19 protein-coding genes are annotated in these 22,305 nt (G+C 71.4%); 10 read left to right on the forward strand and 9 right to left on the reverse strand.

Annotated elements, in window-relative coordinates; translation table 11 throughout:
* Window positions 1-3 precede the first annotated feature (3 nt).
* Window positions 4-333, reverse strand: coding sequence for a carbohydrate-binding protein (locus tag ACIPEK_RS15280; protein ID WP_401995598.1), 330 nt, complete (start codon window positions 331-333; stop codon window positions 4-6).
* Here ACIPEK_RS15280 and ACIPEK_RS15285 point away from each other — a divergent pair.
* The 6 genes from ACIPEK_RS15285 to ACIPEK_RS15310 are packed head-to-tail and all read left to right on the forward strand — an operon-like array spanning window position 296 to window position 11,009.
* Window positions 296-601: an NAD(P)-dependent oxidoreductase gene (locus ACIPEK_RS15285; protein WP_401995601.1), complete on the forward strand. Its 306-nt coding sequence runs from the start codon at window positions 296-298 to the stop codon at window positions 599-601. The genes ACIPEK_RS15280 and ACIPEK_RS15285 overlap by 38 nt on opposite strands.
* Before the next feature lie 50 nt (window positions 602-651).
* Window positions 652-4,305 (forward strand): DUF4132 domain-containing protein, encoded by a 3,654-nt coding sequence (locus ACIPEK_RS15290; protein WP_401995604.1) that lies wholly within the window; start codon window positions 652-654, stop codon window positions 4,303-4,305.
* A complete protein-coding gene (locus tag ACIPEK_RS15295; protein ID WP_401995607.1) occupies window positions 4,302-5,435 on the forward strand; it encodes an AAA family ATPase in 1,134 nt (377 codons plus the stop codon). Before ACIPEK_RS15290 ends, ACIPEK_RS15295 begins: the two co-directional genes overlap by 4 nt.
* The gene (locus ACIPEK_RS15300; RefSeq protein ID WP_401995610.1) at window positions 5,435-7,795 is read left to right on the forward strand and encodes a DUF5682 family protein; all 2,361 of its coding nucleotides are present in this window, start codon (window positions 5,435-5,437) and stop codon (window positions 7,793-7,795) included. Before ACIPEK_RS15295 ends, ACIPEK_RS15300 begins: the two co-directional genes overlap by 1 nt.
* Window positions 7,792-8,985 carry a VWA domain-containing protein gene (locus tag ACIPEK_RS15305; RefSeq protein WP_401995613.1) on the forward strand — a complete coding sequence of 398 codons (1,194 nt, stop codon included), beginning with the start codon at window positions 7,792-7,794 and terminating at the stop codon, window positions 8,983-8,985. The genes ACIPEK_RS15300 and ACIPEK_RS15305 overlap by 4 nt, the downstream gene beginning before the upstream one ends.
* Window positions 8,982-11,009 carry a hypothetical protein gene (locus ACIPEK_RS15310; protein WP_401995615.1) on the forward strand — a complete coding sequence of 676 codons (2,028 nt, stop codon included), beginning with the start codon at window positions 8,982-8,984 and terminating at the stop codon, window positions 11,007-11,009. Before ACIPEK_RS15305 ends, ACIPEK_RS15310 begins: the two co-directional genes overlap by 4 nt.
* Here ACIPEK_RS15310 and ACIPEK_RS15315 read toward each other — a convergent pair.
* The 6 genes from ACIPEK_RS15315 to ACIPEK_RS15340 all read right to left on the reverse strand — a co-directional run bounded on the left by ACIPEK_RS15315 (window position 11,006) and on the right by ACIPEK_RS15340 (window position 17,137).
* Window positions 11,006-12,352, reverse strand: coding sequence for a 6-phospho-beta-glucosidase (locus ACIPEK_RS15315; protein ID WP_401995618.1), 1,347 nt, complete (start codon window positions 12,350-12,352; stop codon window positions 11,006-11,008). The two genes, ACIPEK_RS15310 and ACIPEK_RS15315, sit on opposite strands and share 4 nt — an antisense overlap.
* Window positions 12,353-12,501: 149 nt before the next feature.
* The gene (locus ACIPEK_RS15320; protein ID WP_401995621.1) at window positions 12,502-14,094 is read right to left on the reverse strand and encodes a cytochrome P450; all 1,593 of its coding nucleotides are present in this window, start codon (window positions 14,092-14,094) and stop codon (window positions 12,502-12,504) included.
* A 68-nt stretch (window positions 14,095-14,162) separates the two neighbouring features.
* Entirely contained in the window at window positions 14,163-14,777 is a 615-nt protein-coding gene (locus ACIPEK_RS15325) for an ATP/GTP-binding protein (protein WP_382216167.1), read from the reverse strand.
* The gene (locus ACIPEK_RS15330) at window positions 14,758-15,129 is read right to left on the reverse strand and encodes a DUF742 domain-containing protein (RefSeq protein ID WP_401995624.1); all 372 of its coding nucleotides are present in this window, start codon (window positions 15,127-15,129) and stop codon (window positions 14,758-14,760) included. The genes ACIPEK_RS15325 and ACIPEK_RS15330 overlap by 20 nt, the downstream gene beginning before the upstream one ends.
* Window positions 15,126-15,533: a roadblock/LC7 domain-containing protein gene (locus tag ACIPEK_RS15335; RefSeq protein ID WP_093896207.1), complete on the reverse strand. Its 408-nt coding sequence runs from the start codon at window positions 15,531-15,533 to the stop codon at window positions 15,126-15,128. The genes ACIPEK_RS15330 and ACIPEK_RS15335 overlap by 4 nt, the downstream gene beginning before the upstream one ends.
* Window positions 15,530-17,137, reverse strand: coding sequence for a sensor histidine kinase (locus ACIPEK_RS15340; RefSeq protein ID WP_383072847.1), 1,608 nt, complete (start codon window positions 17,135-17,137; stop codon window positions 15,530-15,532). The genes ACIPEK_RS15335 and ACIPEK_RS15340 overlap by 4 nt, the downstream gene beginning before the upstream one ends.
* Window positions 17,138-17,566: 429 nt before the next feature.
* Between ACIPEK_RS15340 and ACIPEK_RS15345 the strand changes: the two genes are divergently transcribed.
* From ACIPEK_RS15345 to ACIPEK_RS15355, 3 genes are read left to right on the forward strand one after another with little or no spacing between them, the layout of a single operon-like run.
* Window positions 17,567-17,764 carry an SDR family NAD(P)-dependent oxidoreductase gene (locus ACIPEK_RS15345; protein WP_401995627.1) on the forward strand — a complete coding sequence of 66 codons (198 nt, stop codon included), beginning with the start codon at window positions 17,567-17,569 and terminating at the stop codon, window positions 17,762-17,764.
* Window positions 17,710-18,465: an IclR family transcriptional regulator gene (locus tag ACIPEK_RS15350; RefSeq protein WP_401995630.1), complete on the forward strand. Its 756-nt coding sequence runs from the start codon at window positions 17,710-17,712 to the stop codon at window positions 18,463-18,465. The genes ACIPEK_RS15345 and ACIPEK_RS15350 overlap by 55 nt, the downstream gene beginning before the upstream one ends.
* A gap of 43 nt (window positions 18,466-18,508) precedes the next feature.
* Entirely contained in the window at window positions 18,509-18,661 is a 153-nt protein-coding gene (locus ACIPEK_RS15355; protein WP_401995633.1) for a hypothetical protein, read from the forward strand.
* Between the two features lie 311 nt (window positions 18,662-18,972).
* Here the strand turns inward: ACIPEK_RS15355 and ACIPEK_RS15360 are convergent, their stop codons facing one another.
* Window positions 18,973-19,479: a MarR family transcriptional regulator gene (locus ACIPEK_RS15360; protein ID WP_327271690.1), complete on the reverse strand. Its 507-nt coding sequence runs from the start codon at window positions 19,477-19,479 to the stop codon at window positions 18,973-18,975.
* Window positions 19,476-21,200: an FUSC family protein gene (locus ACIPEK_RS15365; RefSeq protein WP_401995636.1), complete on the reverse strand. Its 1,725-nt coding sequence runs from the start codon at window positions 21,198-21,200 to the stop codon at window positions 19,476-19,478. Before ACIPEK_RS15365 ends, ACIPEK_RS15360 begins: the two co-directional genes overlap by 4 nt.
* 148 nt (window positions 21,201-21,348) lie before the next feature.
* On the opposite strand from ACIPEK_RS15365, the gene ACIPEK_RS15370 reads away from it, so the two are divergent.
* Complete coding sequence (locus ACIPEK_RS15370; protein ID WP_401995639.1) at window positions 21,349-22,116, forward strand: VOC family protein; 768 nt, start codon at window positions 21,349-21,351, stop codon at window positions 22,114-22,116.
* Window positions 22,117-22,305 lie beyond the last annotated feature (189 nt).

Raw genomic sequence — 22,305 nt, forward strand, 5'->3', positions numbered from 1 at the left:
CGCTCACTTACGGAACGTCAGCCAGTCGACAGCGGCGACCTTCGAGGTGCCCGCCGCGACGAGATGGACGTCGTGCGTGCCGGTGACGGTGCGCAGCAGCTTCACCGACTGCTCCTGCCAGGTATCAAAACCGCCGGTGGACCTCACCGGCAGCACACCCACGAGCGGGCCGGCCGGGCTGTCCAGGCGCACGTGGAGCACCCCGATGTGACCGTCTCCGGCCGCCGCGAGGCGGGCCGTCAGCCGGTCCGTCCCTGGTGGGACGCTGGTCGGCACTGCGGCGCTGACGGACGAGGTGGCGGCCGGCCGGATCAGCGCCGTACTCGACGTCACCGATCCGGAACCCCTGCGGCCCGACAGCCGGCTTCTCGATCTGCCGGGCGCCTTCCTGACGCCGCATCCGGCGGGCTCACCCGGCAATGAGCTGGAACGGCTCGGGAGTGCGGTGGTCGACGAGGTGGAGCGGTCGGTCCCGGGACTGCCATGGCTCGCTCCGTACACAGGGAAGAGCTCTCACACAGCGGTTGACCTGCTGCTTCACTCACCGGACACCTCGGTCACGCTGCGTTGTCAGTGGTCCGTTCTACTGTGGCACCACTGATCGAAAAGCCCGCGGCAGGCGGGCTGTCCGGGTGTGAAGGGGGCGGGACTGTGCGCCGCTGGGAGTACGTCGAGGGCAGTGCCTCGAAGTTCTGGGAGACCGAGGCCGAGGGTGCCGTGGTGACGGTGCGCTACGGGCGATGCGGGAGCGACGGGCGTACGCAGACGAAGGAGTACGCGTCGGCCGAGGCCGCGTCGGCGCAGGTCCGCAAGACGATCGCGGAGAAGGAGAAGAAGGGGTACCGCGAGGTGGGGGCGTCGACTGCGGGCGCCGCAACGACAACAGGGGCTGCCGCGGCGACTGCGACCGCGCCGGGCGCGGTTCCCGGAGCGGACACTCCTGCGCTTCCCGGAGCGGAAGCTCCTGCTCTGCCCGACGAGGACACCTTCGTTCTTCCCGCCAACTGGCGGCGGACGCTCCATCCCCGGCGCGGTGGCGTGCACCGGGTGCCCGGCAAGGCGCGGAAGGAGACGCTCGACAAGGTCGGGACCCGGATCGTCGAAGAGGCGTCCTGGATCAAGGAGTTCGTCGACGCGCCGCGTTCGGATGCCGGGCTGGCCGACCATCTGCGGTCGCATGCCGCCGGAAGCCCCTCGCCGGTCGGAGCGGCCGTACTGGCCTCGGTCGTCCAGCTTCCCGTGCCCGACTCCGCGTGGGCGGACCACTGGTCCGAACACTACGGTCTGCCGTTCGCCGCACGGGCCGCGGTCGAGCTGTTCTCGGTCGACGCCGACTGGCACCGGAGCGGGCACCGGCGGGGCGAGCCCCGGCTGCAGGCGCTCGCAGGCCCGCGCCACGCGTACTGGGCGAGGGATCGCCGATTGCCGATGGACCGGGTCCGTGCGCTGCTCGCCGTGGCCGACGAGGAGACCTACCGGGCGACGGTCGAGGTGCTGGCCAAGTGCCGCACCGACGCCCTGCGCAAGATCATCGTCTCCTATCTGGTGCCGAGTGAGACCGACTGGGTCGACGAGCTCTGCGCGGATCCCGAAGTGAGCGCGGAGCAGGACCGCACCCTGCGCACCATGGTGTTCAGCTCACTGAACTCGGCCGACCAGATGACGCGGCTCCCCTACCGGCCGGTCTTCACCGACGGCGTCGCATTCATCGCGACGGTCGCCGAGGGCATCGGACCGGCGATCGCGCCACTGCTGGCCGACTCCCTCAACGGCAACCACTACTACTCCGACGGCGTGAAGCTCACCGCCAACTCCCTGGCCGAACTCCCCACCGACGAGGCCTTCCTCGCTCTGCTCGCCCACGCGGACTCGAAGCACGTCCGCCCCGCTCTCCTCGATGCCATGCGCCGCTATCCGGTGCGCGCGGTGCGGCTGCTGGCCGCCGAGGTTCGCGGCAGCTCGGCCGCTTCGTCCAGCCGGACGCTTCAACTGCTGCGCGGTCATATCGGCGCCCACCACGAACTGCTCTCGCTCGCACTCGCACTCGGGGAGCTGGACGCCGAGGTCGTGGAGATCGTCGAGCCGCTGCTCAACCCTGCGGACCTGATCGCCGACGCACTCGTGGACGCCCTGCCCACCGTGCTGACGACGCCGCCGTGGTCCCGGCCCCGCACCCCTGCCAAGGTCGCGGTGGTGACGGGACTGACCGCGGTGTCCGAGCCCTCGCTGGAGTGGCTGCCCGGGGAGCAGGCGGCATGGGCGGCCAGCTCCTCCTGGTACACGGCCCGGCACAGCGACGGCGACTGGGAGAAGGACACCGCCACCCTGCATCACGACCTGGCTGCGGGCGGTCTACGGCCGGCCTGGGTCTTCGTGCACGGGCCCGAGGAACTGGTGGCCCCGCTGCTCGCCACCTGGGATCCGACCGACCTGTGGGACGGCGAGGACACCTTCAAGCCGATCGCCGCCCGCTTCGGCCTCGCGACGCTGCCACTGCTGCTGCGCGCCGTGCCCCGGCAGCCCGGTGTGCTCGCCCCGCTGCTGCTCCCGTTCGTCGATGCGCAGGTCGCCCGGCACATGGCGGACTGGGCGGCACGGCTCAAGTCCACTGCGGCGACCGCACGTTCCTGGTTCACCCGGCACGGCGTCGCGGCCGCCCCGCTCCTGGTGCCGGACGCCGTGGGCAAGGCGGGCGCCGCACGGCGCGCCGCCGAACAGGCACTGACGCTGATCGCCACAGTGCACGGCGACACCGTGGTGCGCGATGCCGCCCGGGCGTACGGCACGCAGACGGTTGCCGCGGTGGAGGCGCTGCTGGTCGCGGACCCGCTGGAGCGGGCGCTGCCCGCCAAGATGCCTGTGCTGCCGGGCTGGGCTGAGCCCTCGCTGCTGCCCCAGATCACGGTCCGCTCCGGCGGTGCGTTGCCGGTGCAGTCGGTGCGCCACGCCCTGACGATGCTGGCGCTGTCGAAGCCCGGCGAGGTGTACCCGGGGGTCGCTTCGCTCGTCGAGACGGCCGATGCCCCTTCACTCGCCGAGTTCGCATGGGCCCTCTTCGAGCAGTGGCAGCTGGCCAATCTGCCCGCGAAGGAGTCGTGGGCGCTGCACGCGCTGGGACTGCTGGGCAACGACGAGACGGTCCGCCGGCTCACACCGGTCATCCGGTCCTGGCCCGGTGAGGGCGCGCACCACCGGGCGGTGGAGGGCCTCGATGTGCTGGCGTCCATCGGCACCGACGTTGCGCTCCTGCATCTGCACGGCATCTCGCAGCGGGTGAAGTTCAAGGCGCTGAAGGCACGCGCCCAGGAGAAGATCGCCGAGGTCGCCGCAGGGCTCGGGCTGACCGGGGAACAGCTCTCCGACCGTCTGGTGCCGGACTTCGGTCTGGACGCGGACGGTTCGACGGTCATCGACTACGGCACCCGTTCGTTCACGGTCGGCTTCGACGAGCAGTTGCGGCCCTATGTGCTGGACGGCGGCGGCAAGCGCCGCAAGGATCTGCCGCAGCCCGGCGCCCGGGACGACGCGGAGCTCGCCCCGGCGGAGCGCAAGCGGTTCATGGCGCTCAAGAAGGATGTCCGGACGATCGCCTCGGACCAGGTGCGCCGACTCGAGGCCGCGATGGTGACCGGGCGTTCCTGGACGGCCCAGGAGTTCCAGGAGCTGTTCGTCGGTCATCCGCTGCTGTGGCATCTGGTACGCCGACTGGTGTGGCTGAGCGGGACGGACGACGGCGTGCGCACGGCGTTCCGGGTCGCGGAGGACCGTACGTTCGCCGACGCGGAGGACGATGTCTTCGCCCTGGCCGACGACGCGACCGTGCGGCTCGCGCACCCGCTGCATCTCGGGGAGGAACTGACCACCTGGTCCGAGGTGTTCGCCGACTACGAGATCCTTCAGCCGTTCGCGCAGCTCGGACGCACCGTGTTCGAGCTGTCCGAGGAGGAGAGGTCGGGTTACCGGCTCACCAGGTTCGAGGGGCTCAAGGTGCCGACCGGGAAGGTCCTGGGGCTGGAGCGGCGCGGCTGGGAGCGCGGGGCGCCGCAGGACGCCGGAGTGGAGCGCTGGATCTCCAAGCGGCTGGCCGACGACTGCTATCTGGTGATCGCGCTGTACGAGGGCATCGCGGTCGGGGTGGTCGACATGTTCCCCGACCAGATCCTCGAAACGGTCTGGCTCGACGGCCAGCCCAGTGATCACTGGGACAGTCGCAGCCACCCGCACCGCTTCGCCGGCCTGGACGCGGTGACCGTGTCCGAGCTCCTCGGCGACCTGACGGAACTCACCGAGGGCGTCGCATCATGACCGTGAACGAGACGCGCGTCGAGGCACCGGACGGCGGTCCGGCTCCGGTACAGCGGCCGCCGGCAGAGGTGCGGTATGCCGAGGAGCTGGCCGCGCTGCGGGCCGGCGACCGTGATCCGCGGCCGCCGGGCTGGGAGTTGAGCCTGCGCGCTGCGCGCCGCTTCGTCATCGGTGACGCGGACGCGGGTATCAGCCGGAAGTTCGTCGGCAATCCCTCATTGGTGGACCGGGCACTGGTGACACTGGCGACAAGCCGTGGGCTGATGCTGGTCGGTGAGCCGGGCACCGCCAAGTCGCTGCTGTCCGAACTGATCGCGGCCGCGGTCAGCGGGGACTCGACCCTGACGGTGCAGGGTGGCGCGGCCACCACCGAGGACCAGATCAAGTACGGCTGGAATTACGCACTGCTGGTCGCCGAAGGGCCCTCCACCCGCTCACTGGTCCCGGCTCCGATGCTGCGTGGCATGGCGGAGGGCAGGCTGGTGCGGTTCGAGGAGATCACCCGCTGTCCGCTGGAGGTGCAGGACTCGCTGTTGTCGCTGCTCTCCGAGCGGGTGGTGGCGATCCCTGAGCTGACAGGGCCGGACGGCATGGTCTTCGCCCGGCAGGGCTTCAATGTCATCGCGACGGCCAACACCCGGGACCGGGGCGTCAATGAGATGAGCGCGGCGCTCAAGCGGCGGTTCAACTTCGAGACAGTGTTCCCGATCCCCGACCTGGACACCGAACTGGCGCTCGTCGAGGCGGAGGTGACCACTCTTCTGCGGCGTTCGGGAGTGGAGCCGCCGCCGGACCGGGATGTGCTGGAGGTCCTGGTCGGTACGTTCCGGGAGCTGCGTGCGGGGGCCGGCGGGAAGGGCGGACCCGGTGGGGGCTCGGACCGTCCTTCGGCGGTGATGAGTACCGCGGAGGCCGTCTCGGTCGCCCATGCCGTGGGCGTACGCGGCTGGTTCCTGCGCGGCGAGCCGGGCAGTGCCGCCGACGTGGTGGCGTGTCTGGCGGGGACGGCGGCCAAGGACAGCCCGGAGGACCTGGCCCGGCTGCGCCGCTATCTGGAGCAGCAGGTGCCGCGCCGTCGCAGCCCGGCGTGGCAGGCCCTGTACGACGCACGCCATCTGCTGGCCGGCTGATGTCCGCGGTGTTCCTGGGGGTTCGTCACCACTCCCCCGCCTGCGCACGGCTCGTCGAGCGGACCATCGAGGAGCTTCGGCCCGCCCAGGTGCTGATCGAGGGTCCCGCCGAGATGAACGGACGGCTGGACGAGCTGCTGCTCGGGCATGAGCTGCCGGTCGCGGTGTTCAGCCACTACCGCGACGGGCAGCGGTCCGCGACGTCCTGGGCGCCGCTCTGCGACTACTCGCCCGAGTGGGTCGCGCTGCGGGCGGGGCGGGCGGCCGGGGCGCAGGTCCGTTTCATCGATCTGCCGGCCTGGCACCCGGCGTTCGCCGAGCGCACCAACCGCTATGCCGATGCGGAGGTCCGCTACGCGGAGGCGACGAAGCGGCTGTGCCGGCAATTCGCGGTGGACTCCTCGGACGCCTTGTGGGACCGCCTGTTCGAGGTCGAGCCCGACGGCGGTCTCGCCGAACGGCTCGACGCGTACTTCGCGCTGGTGCGCGGGGACGCGGAAGCCGATGCCGGCGACCGGGCGCGCGAAACGTACATGGCGGCGTGGGTCCGGGCGGCGGTCGCCAGGGCCGGGGACCGGCCGGTGCTGGTGGTGACCGGCGGCTTCCACCAGCCCGCGCTCCAAGCGCTCACCGGATCCGGCGGGGAGAGCGCTGCCGGCGGCGACGGCTGGGAGCGGGGCGCGGACGGGTGGCCGGTGGTGCCCGCCCCGCCGGACGGGGCCATGGCCGGGAGTTTCCTCGTGCCGTACTCCTTCCGGCAGTTGGACGCCTTTGCCGGGTACCAGTCGGGGATGCCGTCTCCCGGCTACTACCAGCAGGTGTGGGAGGCGGGCCCCGAAGCCGCGGCGGACGGCTTGCTGCGTGTGGTCGTCGAGCGGCTGCGGGCACGCAGATTCCCGGTCTCCACCGCCGATCTGATCGCCGCGCGGAGTCTGGCCCAGGGGCTCACGGCGCTGCGCGGCCATCCGCGCCCCGCCAGGATCGATGTGCTGGACGGTCTCGCGGGCGCCCTGATCACGGACGACCTGGACCGCGCGCTCCCGTGGACGAGCCGGGGCCCGCTGACGACGGGGGCCCATCCTGCGGTCGTGGAGATGGTGGCGGCCTGCAGCGGCGACCGTACCGGGCAACTCCATCCCCGCACTCCGGCGCCGCCACTGGTTCACGATGTGGCGGCGCAGCTGGCCGGACTGGCGCTCGACGGCGGTCCCGAGGCCTCGTACCGCCTCGATCTCATGGACGCCACCGATCTGGAGCGCAGCCGGGTGTTGCACCGGCTGCGGGTGCTGGGGATTCCCGGTCACGGGCGGACGGCCGGTCCCGAGCACGGAATCGACCCGGTCTTCACCGAACGCTGGGAGGCGCGGTCGGTCTCGGGACGCGAGGCCGCGCTGGTGGAGGCGGGGGCGTACGGCGCGACGCTGTCGGAGGCGGCGGCGGCCACACTCACCGAGCGCACGCGGGACGCCGCGGCCGAGGCCGATGACCTGGCCCGGGCGCTGTTCGACGCCGTGCTGTGCGGGATGGACGGGCTCTCCGGGCAGTTGCTCGGTGACCTGGCCTCCGGCGTAGGCGAGTTGAAGGACGCCGGATCGCTCGGAGACATACTCTCCACGGCCCTGGGACTGTGGCGGCACGACCGGGTGTTCGGGGTGGCGCACGGTCCGCTGCTCGCCGCTGTGATCGACGGGGCGACGGGTCGGCTGCTGTGGCTTCTGGAAGGGGCGCGCGGTGCGTCGGGGGTGGATTTCCCTCGTCTGCGGGCCGTGGTCGCGGTGCGCGACGCCCTGCTGCACGCGCCGGAGTTGCTCTCCGTCCCGTGGGAGACGGCGGCCGCGATCGCGTGGCGGATCAGTGGCGATCCGGGGGCACCGATCGATCTGCGCGGGGCCGCGTTCGGACTGCACCGGGCCCTGGCGCAGGCCCCGGACACCTCCGGGGACCCGGCCGAGACGGTACGTACGATCGTGACGGCCGGTACTGATGCGCTCGGCGACTGGCTGGCCGGACTGTTCGCGCTCGCCCGCGACGAGGTGACGGGCGCGGTGCGGAACGAGGACGGGGACGAGCGCGGCGGTGGCACGGAGTCGCTGATCGATGTCCTGGACAGCCTGGTCTGCGCGCTGCCCGACAACGAATTCCTGTCGGGTCTGCCCGCTCTGCGTCAGGCCTTCGCATTCTTCCCGCCACGCGAACGCGACCGGATCGCCGCTCGTCTGTTGGAACGTCGCGGGGTGCGCGGCTCGTCGCGTTCCCTGCTGCGGACCACCGAGGACCCGCTGCTGATCGCCCGGGCCCGCTCCCTGGAGGAGTCCGTGTCCCGACTGCTGGCCCGCTATGAACTGGGAGCCACCCCATGACCACGCCCGAACACGTACCCGGCCGGGCACCCTCGCCCGGGGAAGGAGCCGACACGGCTCCCGACGCCGGACTGGAACGCTGGCGGCTGGTCCTCGGTTCCGCCGCCGAACGGCACACCGGACCGCTGGGGCCGGACAACGCCGGCCGGGATGCCGCACTCGACTGGCTCTACGGCCGCGACCCCGACCTCGCCGGACGCGGTGTGCGCCGCTCCGGCACCACCCCCCGCCAGGGAGGTGACGGCCCGTCCGCCGTGACCGCGGTCGACTGGCTCGACGACATCCACCGGCTCTTCCCGAAGGAGACCATCGAGCGCCTGGAGCGGGACGCCGTCGAACGGTACGGCATCCAGGAGATCGTCACCGACCCCGCGGTGCTGGAGCGGGTCGAGCCGAGCCCCACCCTGCTGCGGGCCGTGCTGCGCACCAAGCATCTGATGAACCCGCAGGTGCTACGACTGGCCCGGCGCATCGTCGAGTCGGTGGTGAAGCAGCTCCTGGCCAAGCTCCGGCCGGAGATCCGGCGGGCGTTCCACGGCACCCGCTCCCGTAGACCCAGCCGGGTGCCGCTGGCGAGGGACTTCGACTTCCGGCAGACCGTACGGGCCAACCTCGCCCACTACCAGCCGGCCGAGCGGCGTCTTCTGATCGAGCGCGCCCACTTCCACTCCCGCACCCAACGCCATGTGACGCAGTGGCAACTGATCCTGCTGGTCGACCAGTCGGGCTCGATGGCCGGATCGGTGATCCACTCGGCGGTGACCGCCGCGTGTCTGTGGGGCCTGCCCGGCCTCAAGACGCACCTCGTCGCCTTCGACACCCAGGTGGTGGACCTGACCTCCGATGTGACCGACCCGGTGGAGCTGCTGATGCGGGTCCAGCTGGGCGGCGGCACCGACATCGCGCGGGCCGTGGAGTACGGCGCGGGTCTGGTGGAGAATCCGCGGCGCACGATCGTCGCACTGATCACCGACTTCTACGAGGGCGGCGACCCCTACCGGCTGCTGCGCACGGTGCGGGCGCTGGTGGAGCAGGGCAGCACCGTGCTGGGGCTGGCCGCACTCGACGAGGACGCCAGCCCCGAGTACGACCGTGAGCTGGCCGGACGGCTCGCCGCGGCCGGGGCACACATCGGGGCGATGACGCCGGGCCGCCTCGCCGAGTTCGTCGCGGAGAGGCTGGGCCGATGACCGACACCACGAGCGGCGCCGTCGCCGCACGCCCCGATCTGCTCGCCCTCACTGCGGACACGCTCGCGGCACTGGTCAACCGCGGCCTGGTCAAACGGGCCACGAAGGAGCTGGACGCGGGCACGGTGCCCGCTCTCACGACCGACCCGGACACCACGGTGCGAGCCCGCTTCGACGACGGCACCACCACGGCGCTGCCGCCCGGCACGGGTCTGGACGACGGCGACTGCAGCTGCGCCGCACCAGGGGTGTGCCGCCACCTCATCGCTCTGGTGCTGGCCTATCAGCGCGGGGCCGAGGCCGGGACGGACAACGCCCCCGGCCCCGTGACCGACTGGTCCCCCGGCAGCACCGACGACACGGCCTTGACCGAAGCCGTCGGCGCCCGTCCGCTCGCCGCGGCCCGCCGCGCCTTCGAGCGGGGTTACGCCGCCGTTGTGCACCGCCCGTCCCCGGACCATCCCGAGCCCCGGGTCGAACTCCCCACCTGCACGGTGCGGTTCCCGGTCCCCGGCGAGATCGCGTACGCGCTGACGGATGCGGCAGCCGTGCTGCGCGGCGAGATGGTGGCGCTCGCGGTATGGGCGTTCCGGGCCGCCGACGCGGCGGGGACCGACGAGCGGTCCGTCCCCGTCCAGGTCGGCGGACGCGCCACCGCCCCGCCCACGGCCGGGCCCGCGCTCGACGCGGCCGTCGAGCTGGCGGGTGAGCTGCTGGCGGAGGGCGTGGCCCATGTCGGACCGGTCCACGGCGGAGCCCTGGCACGGGCCGGTGCCGGGCTGACCGCCGAGTCACTGCACTGGCCCGCGGGTGCGCTCGCCGAGTTGACGGACCAGCTCACGGCCTACGCCGACCGCAACGCCCACTACCGCCCGGAGCTGGTCGCCGCCCTGCTCACCGAGTTGTACGCCCGCAGGCGGGCCGCCGCGCTCCCCGGCGTACTGGGCACCCGCGAGGCGGGGGACACCCCGCTGCGCCGGGTCCGGCTCACCTCGCTCGGCTGCCGTGTCCACGGCACACCGCAGTCCCTGATCTGCGAGGTGTATTTCGCTCATCCCGGGGCGGGCACCGTCCTCGTCCTGCGAAAGACCTGGACGGCTGCCGAGGGCAAGGAGCTCACCGGCCATCTGCTGTCCACCCGCCGCGTCCTCGCCACGCCGCTGAGCTCACTGGCCGCCGGAAGCCTGGTCAGCGAGAGCGTGCGGCGCACGCCGAGCCGCGCACTGACGATCGCCCGGGGCCGGCTGGGCACGACGACCATCACGCCCGTCGGCGCCGCCTGGACGGAGCTTCCGGAGCCGTTGCTCGTGCGGGATCTGTCCGCGCTGACGGCGGGCTGGGAGGGCAGGCCGCCCCGGCTGATCCGGCCGCGGATCGAGGCGGAGGCGGTCCATGTCGTCGCCCTGGCACAGGTGGAGAGCGTCGGTTACGACCCAGCCGAGCAGCGCCTCGAAGCCGTCGTGCGCGATGCCTCGGGGACCCCCGCGCTGGTGACGTCGGGCTACCGGCCGGAGTGCCCCGGTGCGTTGGACGCCCTGGCCGACGCGCTGGAGGGTGGCGCCACGCACGTCAGTGGTTCGGTGCACCGCTCCGGTGGTGGAATCCGGATCGATCCGATCGCGGTGCTCACCCCGGCCGGAGTGGTCGTGCCCGATCTCGCGCCCGGTGACGGTTCCACGGCGTTGGCAGCGGCGGCTCACCGTCCGATCGATCTGCTGACGGCGGTGCTGGACGAGGCGATATCCGCCATGTCGGCGGTGTCGCACAGCGGACTGCGCCATCTGAACAGCCCCGCCCGTTCGCGTATCGACGAGGCGGCGACCGCGCTGTCACGCACCGGCCTGACCCGTGCCGCGACCCTGCTGCGCGCCTTCCTCGACGCTCAGGACGACGGGGCCGCGCCGAACGAGGAGGGCCTCACCGCCCGCTCCGACGCGTGGCTGGAAGCCCAGCTCCATCTCCTGGTCAGCAGCGAACTCCGCTCATCCCAGACGGAGTTCGCGGCCGCTTCGGCACCCTCCTAGGGCCGGTTCAGATAGGCGAGCCCGGGATGGGCTTTCGTGTACCCGTCGAGGAGTCGTCCGGCCACGGTCACCGAGTCGACCAGCGGGTGCAGCGCGAAGGCCTTCACGGCGGCGGCGCGTGAGCCGCTTTCCGCCGCATGCAGTACCGCCCGCTCGACGGCCTTGACCGCGGTGACCAGCCCGACGGCATGATACGGAAGCGGGTCGACGGCGACGGGACGGGCGCCGTTCGCGTCGACCAGGCACGGCACCTCGATGACGGCGTCCGCGTCGAGTACGGAAAGCGTCATGCGGTTGCGGACGTTGAGGATGAGCGAGGTCCGTTCGTTGCGGGCGACGGCCCGCATGAGGGCGAGGGCCACCTTCTCGTAGCCGCCGGACTCCAGATCGCTCTCGTCCCGCTCGCCGACGCCGGCGACCTCGCGGTTCTCCGACATATAGGTGGCTTCGCGTTCGGCGCGGGTGCGGTCCCAGGCCGGCAGTGCGGGGGCGGCCGGGTCCTTCACCCGGGCGTAGAAGCCCTCCTGCTGCTCACGGAGAAAGGCGCCCCGGGTCTGCTCGGCCTCCTGGTAGGCGCGGACGGCTTCCCGGTTGAAGTAGTAGTAGTGCAGGTACTCGTTGGGGATGGCGCCCAGCGACTGCAGCCAGTCGGCGCCGAAGAGTCTGCCCTCCTCGAAGGAACCGAGAAGCTCCGGGTCCGCCAGCAGCCGCGGGAGTTCGTCGCGGCCGTCGACGTGCAGTGCGCGGACCCAGCCGAGATGGTTGAGGCCGACGTAGTCGATCCGGGATCGGTCGGGGTCGGCGCCGAGCACCCGGGCGATTCGGCGGCCGAGGCCGACCGGGGAGTCGCAGATGCCGATGACCCGGTCGCCCAGGTGACGGGACATGGCCTCGGTGACCAGACCGGCCGGGTTGGTGAAGTTGATGACCCAGGCGTTCGGGGCGAGCCGCGCGATGCGTTGCGCGAGGTCGACGGCGACGGGCACGGTGCGCAGCCCGTACGCGATGCCGCCCGCCCCGACCGTCTCCTGGCCGAGTACGCCTTCGTCGAGGGCGACCCGTTCGTCGGCGGCCCGTCCTTCGAGGCCGCCGACGCGGATCGCCGAGAAGACGAAGTCGGCGCCGCTCAGCGCTTCGTCGAGCTGGGTGGTGGCGGTGACGGCGGGCGCGTCCGGGACGTTCGCGGCCTGTTCGCCGAGCACCCGGGCGATGGCGGTGAGCCGGCCGGCGTCGGTGTCGTAGAGGGTGACCGCGGTCACGCGGCCCTCGGCGTGATCGGCGAGCAGCGCCCCGTACACAAGTGGAACCCGGAATCCGCCGCCGCCCAGAATTGTCAGCTTCACGCTTCCGCATGGTACGTGGGCGGGCCCGGCCGGGGCCCGGGCGACTCCGGACGGCAGCTCTCCACCGGCGCCGACAGCACCCGGCCCGGAGGCCGCGGACCTGCGGGTCCGCGCCACCGGGCCGGTGATTCGTCTCGGCTCCCACCGGTTCAGTTGCCGCTCCACCAGCGCGAAACGACCCGCCACAGCCTCGCGGGTGCGGCTTGCCTGCGCTGCTGCGGGATCCGGCCCGCGGCGGACCGCCCGGCGGACGTGCCACCGGACTCGCCGGTCACCGTCGCAGTGGACGTCACACCAGACGCACCAGACGCACCAGACGCACCCATCGAGGCAGGCGCCGGTGCCGCGCCGGGAGTGCGTCCGGGTGTGGGGGCGGCGTGCCGGACCGTGGGCTGCACCTCCCAGTCCTGGCGCGGCAGGTTCGGCCTCCCCATGGACGGCGGTTCCTTGTCGTCCTGCGGCTCACGCGCGGCGAAGTCCGCCGGAAGCTCCACCAGGTGCCGGCCCATGATGTTCCCGATCCAGCTCAGCTCGCTCTCGTCGACGGCGAGTTCGAGGTCGGGCAGCCGCATGAGCACGGCGTCGACACCGACGTCCGCGATGGCGCGTCCGATGTCCTGCCCCGGGCATTCATGGGGGCCGCCGCTGAACGCGAGGTGGGCGCGGTTGCCTTCCATGTCGGCGTTGAGGTCGGGCCGCACCAGCGGATCGGTGTTGGCCGGTGCGATGCCGACGATCAGGGCGTCGCCCGCCTTGATCTGCTTACCGCCCAGTTCGGTGTCGCCGACCGCCCAGCGGCCGAAGACCGCAGTGAACGGCGGTTCGTCCCACAGGGTCTGTTCGACCGCTTCGGGCACCGTCATATGACCGCCGCTGAGCCTGGCCCGGAAGCGGGGATCGGTGAGCACCACGCGCAGGACGTTGGCGATCAGGTTGGCGGTCGCCTCGTAGGAGGCGATGAGGATCAGCCGCAGATGCTCGCTGACCTCCTGGTCGTTCATTCCTGCCGGATGCTCGACGAGCCAGGTGGCGAAGTCGTCGGCGGGTTCGCGCCGGCGGCGCTGGACGAGCCGGGTCAGTGCCTCGAGGACGTAGGCGTTGCTCGCGACCGCGGTCGCCGTACCGCGGGTCATGTCGCGGGCGGCCTGGACCATCCGGTCGTTGTACTCCTCGGGCATGCCGAGGATCGCGCACATCACCATCATCGGCAGCCGCTCGGCGAACTGGCTGACCAGGTCGACGCGGCCTTCCTGGCAGAAGTCGTTGACGAGCCGGTTGCTGTAGCGGTTGACGTGGCGGCGCACCCCGCGGGTGTCGATGCGGCCCATGCTGTCGGTGACCGCGCCGCGCTGGCGTTCATGGGTGGCGCCGTCGGCGAAGACACAGACCGGCTGCCAGGTGAAGATCGGGGCCAGTGGGTGGTCCGGAGCGACCGTGCCGTCCTGCAGGGCCCGCCATCGCCGGGAGTCGCGGGAGAACTGCGAGGGGGTACGGGTCATGTGCAGGTTCTCGCTGTGCCCGAGGACCAGCCAGACCGGTACGTCTCCGTGCAGCAGTACGGGGGCCACGCTGCCGTGTTCGGCGCGCAGTTTGTCGTACAGCCCGTGGGGGTCCCGCTCGGCCTCCGGGCCGTAGAGCCGGCGCAGTCCGCCGGGGCCGACACCGAGGCCGTGGGCCGGGCACTCGGGGGGCGGAAACGGCCCCTGAGCCGCTCCGGGCTCGTAATGGAAGGGGGTTGTCACGATCGCTCCAGGGATCAGGATTCCAAGGACCAGACGGATGGGACGCGCGGGGGGTGTGTGTACTGCTGTCAGGCGAGCGGGAGGGCCAGACTGTGCAGATAGCGCATCAGCGTCATCAGTACGTCGCGGCTGGAGGCACGCAGCCGGGCGTCGCAGTCGATCACCGGGACCTCCTCGGGGAGGTCCAGAGCGGCACGCAGCGCCTCGACGGGGTGTTTCGGGGCGTCGGGGAAGGTGTTGACGGCGACGACGAACGGCACGCCGCGCTCCTCCAGCCGCCCGATGACGTCGAAGCTGACTTCGAGGCGGCGGGTGTCGATGAGGACCACCGCGCCGAGGGCACCTTCGAACAGGCCGTTCCACAGGAACCAGAACCGCTCCTGGCCCGGGGTGCCGAACAGATAGAGGATCAGTTCCTCGCTGATGGAGATCCGGCCGAAGTCCATGGCGACGGTGGTGGCGGTCTTGCTCTCCACCCCGAAGTTGTCGTCCACGCCGACTCCGGCCTGGGTCATGGTCTCTTCGGTGGTCAGCGGCCGGATCTCGCTGACGGATCCGACCATGGTCGTCTTGCCGACCCCGAACCCTCCGACGATCACAACCTTCACCGCGGCTGTCGCCGTGGTGGGAAGGACGTCCTCGCGCCGGGGGCCGGTGATCGTGTCAGAGCTTCTGAAGTCCATGCATCACCGCTTCGAGAAGGGACCTGTCCGGGAGAGTGGCGCGGACGATGGGTGCGCGCGATTCGATGAGTTCGGTCGCGAGGAGTTCCGTGAGGAGCGATGTCACCACGCTGAAGGGCAGCCCGAGGTACGCCGAGATCTCGGCGACGGATAACGGCGCCTGACAGAGCCGCAGGATCACGGCCTGCTCGGGCTGGACCGTCGGCGTCGGCTGGGCCTTCGCGACGACCATCGTGACCAGGTCGAGCGGCGCCCGCTCGCTGCCGTCGGGATCGCCGGTGATCACGTACAGCCGTTCCGGGTCGCTCAGTGACGGATCGGCCTTTCGGCGTTCTCGTCGGGGAGAATTCATCCGGCCTGCCCATCATGGCGCGGCGGGCTCGTCAGATGGGCGCCGATCCTGACGACCATGTCGCGCATCCGCGACCCGACGAGCCCCGCGTCGACCGTCTCACCGGCAAGGACCGCGAGGTACGCTCCGGTTCCGGCGGCCATCAAGTAGAAGAAGCCGCCGGTGACTTCGATGACGACGAGGCGCATGAGGCCGTCGCTGTAAGGGATTTCGGAGGCGACGGCGGCGGCCAGGCTCTGCAGCCCCGCGCAGGCCGCCGCGAGGCGGTCGGCGACGTCGGGGTCGCCGCCGTGCCGGGCGATGCGCAGACCGTCGGCGGAAAGCACCACGATCTGGTGGATGTCCGGCACGTCGTCTGCCAGTTCCTTGAGCATCCAGTCCATATTTCCCCGCTGCTGGATCACTTCAGGTCTCCCTTGTCCCAGGCGTCGTCAGAGTCTTCGTCGGTCTTCGGCTCCTGCGGCACACCGTTGACGGCGTTGGTGAAGGCCTCCAGCCAGAGTCCGGGGGGCTGCGCCTTGCCGCTGTCGTTCCCCTGGCCGTGGCCGCTGGTGTGGCCGTTGCGCTGTCCTGCGGTGGGGTCGACGGCCTGCGCGGGGAGGTTGTGCGACCCCAGGGGTGCGCGGCCGCGGCTGCGGCGTTGCGGGAGACCGCCCGCGGTCCACTCGGTCACCACGGGGACGTCATCCTCCATGGCGGCCGCGGGGATGGCCGGCCGGGTGACGGGTGCGACCGGTCCGGTGGCGGGGCGCTGGGCCACGGGGCGGGGCTTGCGGCGTGCCGGCACGACGTGCTTCATCGCCTCCTGGTCGATGTCGCTGGTGGGCCTCGATGTGGCGCCGATGCCGTGGGCGATGCCGGGAGCGGGTCCGGTGGTGATCATGGCGCGGGGCACGATGAGTACGGCGCGGACACCGCCGTACGCGGACTGCCGCAGCGAGACCTGGAGGTCGTACATCCGCGAGAGGCGTCCGACGACTGCCATGCCGAGTCGCGGGGACTCGCCGAGGTCGTTCATGTTGGAGCCGGCCTGGGCCCTGGCGAGCATGTTCTCGGCTCGCGCGCGGGCCTCCTCGCTCAGCGAGACGCCGCCGTCCTCGATCTCGATCGCGATGCCGGTCTGCACCTCGACGGCGGTGACGTGCACCCGGGTCTGCGGCGGCGAGTAGCGGGTGGCGTTGTCGAGGAGTTCGGCGCAGGCATGGATGAGCGGTTCGACGGCCGTGCCGATGATGGCGACCTTGGCGATCGAGTGCAGATCGACGCGCGGGTACTCCAGGATGCGCGACATGGCGCCGCGCAGGACGCTGAACAGCGGTACGGGCTTGGGCCATTGGCGACTTGGGCGGGCGCCGCCGAGTACCGCGATGGAGTCGGCGAGACGACCGATCAGCGCGGTGCCGTGATCGATGCGGAGCAGGTCGTCGAAGACGTCGGGGTTGCGCCCGTGGTGCTCCTCCATCTCCCGCAGTTCACTCGCCTGGCGGTGGACGATCGCCTGGACGCGCCGGGCGACGTTGACGAAGGCGCGCTGCGCGGAGTCACGCATCGCCTCTTCGTTGTCGATGATGTTCAGCACCGTGTAGACGAGGGTGCGCTGGGCGTCGGGCAGGTCGCGGTACAGCTCGTCCGCGTCGACGACATCACGGAGCACCTCTTCGGGTGAATTGCCCACGCGCAGCCGGTGGATGGCGGCCGGCAGGAGCTCCTTGCTGATCCGCACGGTCTCGTCGTCGTGTGTGGCGATGCGCCGCTCCAGGTCGACGAAGCGCCGTTCGTACACCGCACGCTGGGTGCGCAGATCGCGTGCCCGGCGGGCGAGTTGAAGGGTGAGCGCGGCGACCACGACGGTGGCGAGCGCGCCGCACCAGACGACTGGTATCCGCGCGGCCGCGGAGACCAGTGCCACCGCGGCGGCGGTGGCACCGCCCATCAGGAGCACGGGCAGCAACATGGCGCGAACGACGGGGGTTTCTCGTTCGATCGGCGGTGATTCAACACGAACCATCTAAAACCTCTGGCGGTTGATTCGGGAGGTATAAGCGCTTGCAGGACACTCGGGAACAAGCGCTCGAATTCATATCAACTCGACTTCGCTGCGCGTGAGCTTAGTCAGATCGGAACAGTGCTTCGGCACATTCACCCAACCCCCTGCGCGAGCGCTCCGGCGGTAATACACTCACGAGTTTTTGCACGCACCGCCTCCGCGCGTACACAAGGAGTGACAAGTGAGGGGAACTCGCGAGGCAGAGCACTCCTCGTACCTCGCAGAGGGACAATCACAAAGGCACTTGGAAGGCCGATTCGAGCACTCTTACGTAAAAAGTGCGGCAAATGGAGAAGTAGCCGAATGACCCGATCCCGGGACCGATCCATTCCGTACCACAGTGAGGGACGTGGGCACATGTGATCGAAGCGGATCGAAAGGAGCACATTCATGACTGAAGGACGGGTGCACGGCAAGGTCGCCATAGTGACGGGCGGTGCGGGTGGTATCGGTGCGGTGATCTGCCGCGTCCTCATCGCACAGGGCGCGACGGTCGTCGCCGCCGATCGGAAACGAAGAAGAACGGACACACCATGGGGCCGACGCGGGGCTACACCATCGAATCGCTGGACACCGGGCTCCGGCTGATGCAGCTGTTCCTCACCCATGACACGCTGACCGTCTCCGAGGCCGCCGAGCTGCTCTCCATCGGGCGGTCCACCGCCCACCGGGTGCTCAGCACCCTGGAGGGACGCGGCTTCGCGATCCGGGACTCCTCAGGCCGCGGCTATTGGGCCGGTCCCGAACTGGTACGGCTCGGCCGCCCGGCGGGCTTCGGCACGGCCGTCCGCGAACAGCTCGGAGCGGTACTGGACGACGCGGTACGGCGCACCGGTGAGACCGTGCAGAGTGCGGCACTGATCGGCGACCAGATCGTCATCACCGACGGCCGCGAGTCGTCGCACCCGGTGCGGGTGATGCTGGAGACGGGCCGTACGCATCCCGCCCACGCCACCTCGGGCGGCAAGATGCTGCTCTCCCGGATGACGACGGAACAGGTCTGCGCCCTCTACCCGCAGGAGGAGCTGCCGGAGGTCACCCCGAACACCCTCACCTCGCGGTCCGCACTGCTCGCGGAGCTCGACGAGATCCGCTCCTGCGGATACGCCCTCAGCCGCGGGGAGTCGGTCCGGGGCATGAACGCCGTCGCCGTTCCGCTGGCCGGGGCGAGCTGGCGGGACCGGCTGGCCCTGATGGCATCGGCGCCCGCCGACCGCGGCGACGACGCGGCACTCATCCGTCGCGCCGAGGAACTGCGCCGGTCCGCCGCCCTGTTGGGCGCACTCTGAAGCGGGCTCCGGTTTCGGGCACGGTCTCGCGTTCTCGGGCGGGATGCAGCAGATCACGGCCGCGGTGACCGCCGAGGCACCCGAGTCGCGCGGGGCGGTGCTCGCGACGTTCTACACGATCGTGTACGCGGTTCTCGGGCTGCCGGCCGTCGCTGCCGGACTGCTGGTGACGTACCGGGGATGGCGCGGCCGATGAACGAGTTCGCGCTGGCCGCCGCCATGGTGTGTGTGCTGATCCTGGCCCTGCGTCCACGGGTGAGCAGGCGCCCGGAGCAGGTCGCCTGAGGGCCTGCTCCGGGGCCTGGCACCTCTCGAGCTGTCAGCGCGCCGGGACACTCTCCGGCGCCGTCGTCATGGCAGCGCGCTTCATGCGGCGGACCTCAGCAGCGACGTACCGATGTCCGCGCGGGATTCATTTCCGGCGCCGCCGGCCCTGCGGCGCTGCCCGGCAGTGCGGTGCTGCCGATCCCGGCCGCGGGCCGACCCGGCGGAGTCCCGGCCGTCGGTTCAGCGCCGGGCACCGCCGATGCGTCCCTCCAACTGCACCAGCAACTCGCTGAGCTGGGTGCTGAGCCGGGCACGGGACTGCTCGTCGAGACCGGACAGCACCATGCGTTCGTACGCCAACTGCCGGGGCAGCAGCCGGTCGACCAGGTCGCGGCCCTCCTCGGTGAGGCGGACATGGGCGACACGGCGGTCGCGGGCGTCGCTGCGGCGGTCGACGAGCCCACGCTCCTGAAGGACCCGCAGACGCTTCGTGACGGCGGCGCCGGATGAGAACGTCTCCCTGGCCAGCTCGCCGGGGGTGAGTTCGCGGTCGGTACGGCGTACGGCACCGAGCAGGTCGAACTCGGCGCGGGTCAGGCCGGCGGCGCGCAGCGGGGCGTCCTCCGCCTGCTGGAGCAGGGCCGCGCAGCGGTTGATACGGCCGATGAGTTCCATCGGTCCGGTGTCCAGCTCCGGGTTGACGGCCTGCCACTGCCGCACCACCGAGGCGACGATGTCGTCGGTCACACCGCTCCGTTCTCCTGGGCGGGGGCGATCAGCCCCTGCCGTGTTGCTGTCGCCGCGAGCGTACGGTGTCCGGCCTGCTCGGCCGCGAGGACCTGCTCCTGGGGCAGGGCGCGCTGCCACCATTCGCCCGCTGCGGTGTCGTCGGCCTCGCGCAGCTCGACGAGCGATCCGGTCAGCCTGCGGCGCGCGGCGTCGAGAGCGGCGGGCGTGGGCTGCGGGGCGGCGAGCGCGTGTACGGCGTGGGCGCGGGCCCGGTCGGTGGCGGCCAGGGCCTTTTCCAGGCGTCCGGCGGCCCGGCGGTTGGTCACCAGCATGGCGGCGAGGATGCCCACGCCGGCGCCGATCACCGTGTCCAGGACCCGGTCGCCGATGAGCTCACCGGCCGGGTGGGTGCCGCCGAACTCCAGGACCAGCAGGGCCATCGGCGTGACGGCGATGGAGCCGAGCCAGTAGTTGCGGGTGATCAGGGCCTCCGCCGCGAAGCCGAAGAACAGGCAGAAGCCGATGAGGGCCAGTGGTCCGGTTCGGCTGACCGGGAGGACGGCGGCGAAGACGAGGACGCCGAGCAGATTGCCGAGGGTCCGCTGGAGGGCCCGGTTCCAGGACAATGTCACATTGGCCTGGTACAGGGAGGCGGCCGTGACGATCGCCCAGTAGGGCCGGCCGACGCCGGCCGCCTGGGAGACGTATCCGGCCAGGGCGCAGCCGATGAGCGCACGGGCGCCGATGGGGAGCAGCGGGGAACCCGGCGCAAGGCTGCGCAGCAGTGCGCGGCGGGCGTCGCGGCGGCTTCGTGTGCGCCGGGCGGCCCGTTCGGCGTCGATGCCGAACAACTCATCGGACGTGCCGGGGGCGGGTGGCGGGGTGGGGACGGGTCCGCGGGCACGGGTCTGCCGGGCCCAGACGCGGAGCCGTTCGGGGCCGGGGGCGGAAACGGGGGCAGTGGCGGGAGCGATCGGGGAAACGCCGTGGACGCCCCCTGCGAGGGCGGCCTCGGCGTGGACGACGAGACGTTCGAGAGCCCGGCGTACGGGCGTGGGGTGTCCGGCGGCGAGCAGCGCCTGCCAGGCCGCGTGCACGGCCGCGACCGCGGCGCGCCGGGTGCGATGGCCGGGGGCGGTGACGTAGGCCGCGGCCGCGTCGAGTGCGCGGGCGGTCGCCCGGCGCTCCGGACCCTCCCTGCGGATCACCGCGGGGCCGACCGTGACCAGCCAGGAGATCACGCCCGCGGCCAGGGTCAGCGCGAGGTGGCCGGGTACCTGGCCGAGGTGCTGCGGGGCGAAGAGTGCGGCCGAGGTCACGAACGTGAAGATCACCGGCCCGGGCGGGCCGATGCGGGTGGCGTCGCAGAGCATCTTCTGTCCGGCGGCGAGCAGTGCGCCCACCGCGATCAGCACGGCGGTCGATCCGGTGAGCGAGGCCGCGACGAGGGATATCGCCATGCCGATGACCATGGAGATGACGACTCCGGCCACGGCTCGGGCGCGGCGGGCGTACGGCAGGCTGTGGCCGTACAGCGCACAGAGCGAGCCGGCCATCGTGTACATGACGAGGTCGAGCCGGTCGATGGCGAACAGCAGCAGATCCGGTACGGCGGTGGCGACGACCACGCTCAGCGCCGGTTTGAACCACATGTCCGAGGGCCGGGCGAGGCGCAGGGGGGCGGCCAGCGGGAGTCTGCGGACCGGGGGCTGCCGGAATCGGATGCTTGTATCGCTCACCCAAATACTTTAACAGGTATTACACCTGTAAAACAATTTCTTCCATGACGCCGCCGCGGCACTGATGGCCGCCCCCTCCGCGAACCCATAGCGTTCAACCGCACGAGGACAGACAGGCATGTGCCGATGCACCCACGAAGGAATCCGAATGAAGCTCACCAAACCGGTGCCCAGCGGTCCCTGCTGGATCGAGCTGAGCACCCCCGACATCCCGGCTGCCAAGTCGTTCTACGCGGCACTCTTCGGCTGGCGCTCCGAGACCGATCCGCGCGAGGAGGCGGGCGGCTACACCATGGCGCACCTCGGCGATGCGCGAGTGGCCGCACTGAGTCCGGTCTACCAGCCGGGACAGCCGCCCGCCTGGACGGTCTCGTTCGCCAGCGAGGACACGGACGCCACGGTCGAGAAGGTGAAGTCGGCGGGCGGCTCGCTCCTGGTCGGCCCGATGGACGTGTTCGACCAGGGCAGGTTCGCGGTGGTCGCGGATCCGTCCGGTGCGGTGTTCTCGCTGTGGCAGGGCCGTGCCTTCGCCGGCGCCGAGCGGCTGAACGACCCGGGCGCGCTCGGCTGGGTCGAACTCATCACCCGGGAGGCCGACCAGTCGCTCGCTTTCTATCCCGCGGTCTTCGGATGGACGGTGAACACCGCTTCGGAGGGCTACACGCAGTGGGGCGTGGCCGGCGAGGATTTCGGCGGCATGCTGATCATGGACGACAGGTTCCCGCCGGAGGCGCCACCCAACTGGCTGCCGTATTTCGCCGTGACGGACGTCGACACGGCGGCGGCCACCGCGCAGGGGGCGGGTGGCGAACTGCTGATGCCCCCGACGAGCGTTCCGGACGGACCTCGGATCGCGGTGGTCCGGGATCCACAGGGTGCGGTGTTCGGTATCCACCGGGCGGGCGACGAGGGCTGAGCCCTGTCGTCGGAGCCGGACGCCGGACGGGGCCGGCTGTCGACGGACGCCGACGGGCAATCGGGTGGCAGGGGCCCTGCCGACGGGCGGGGTCCCGTACCTCTTGGTCGCCGTTCCGGCAGGTGACACGCTTTTGGAGTCGCTGGACGCCGAGCTCCGGGCCACACTGATCGCGACACCCACGTAGCC

The organism is Streptomyces sp. NPDC088246 (assembly GCF_044741025.1).
Lineage (GTDB): Bacteria > Actinomycetota > Actinomycetes > Streptomycetales > Streptomycetaceae > Streptomyces.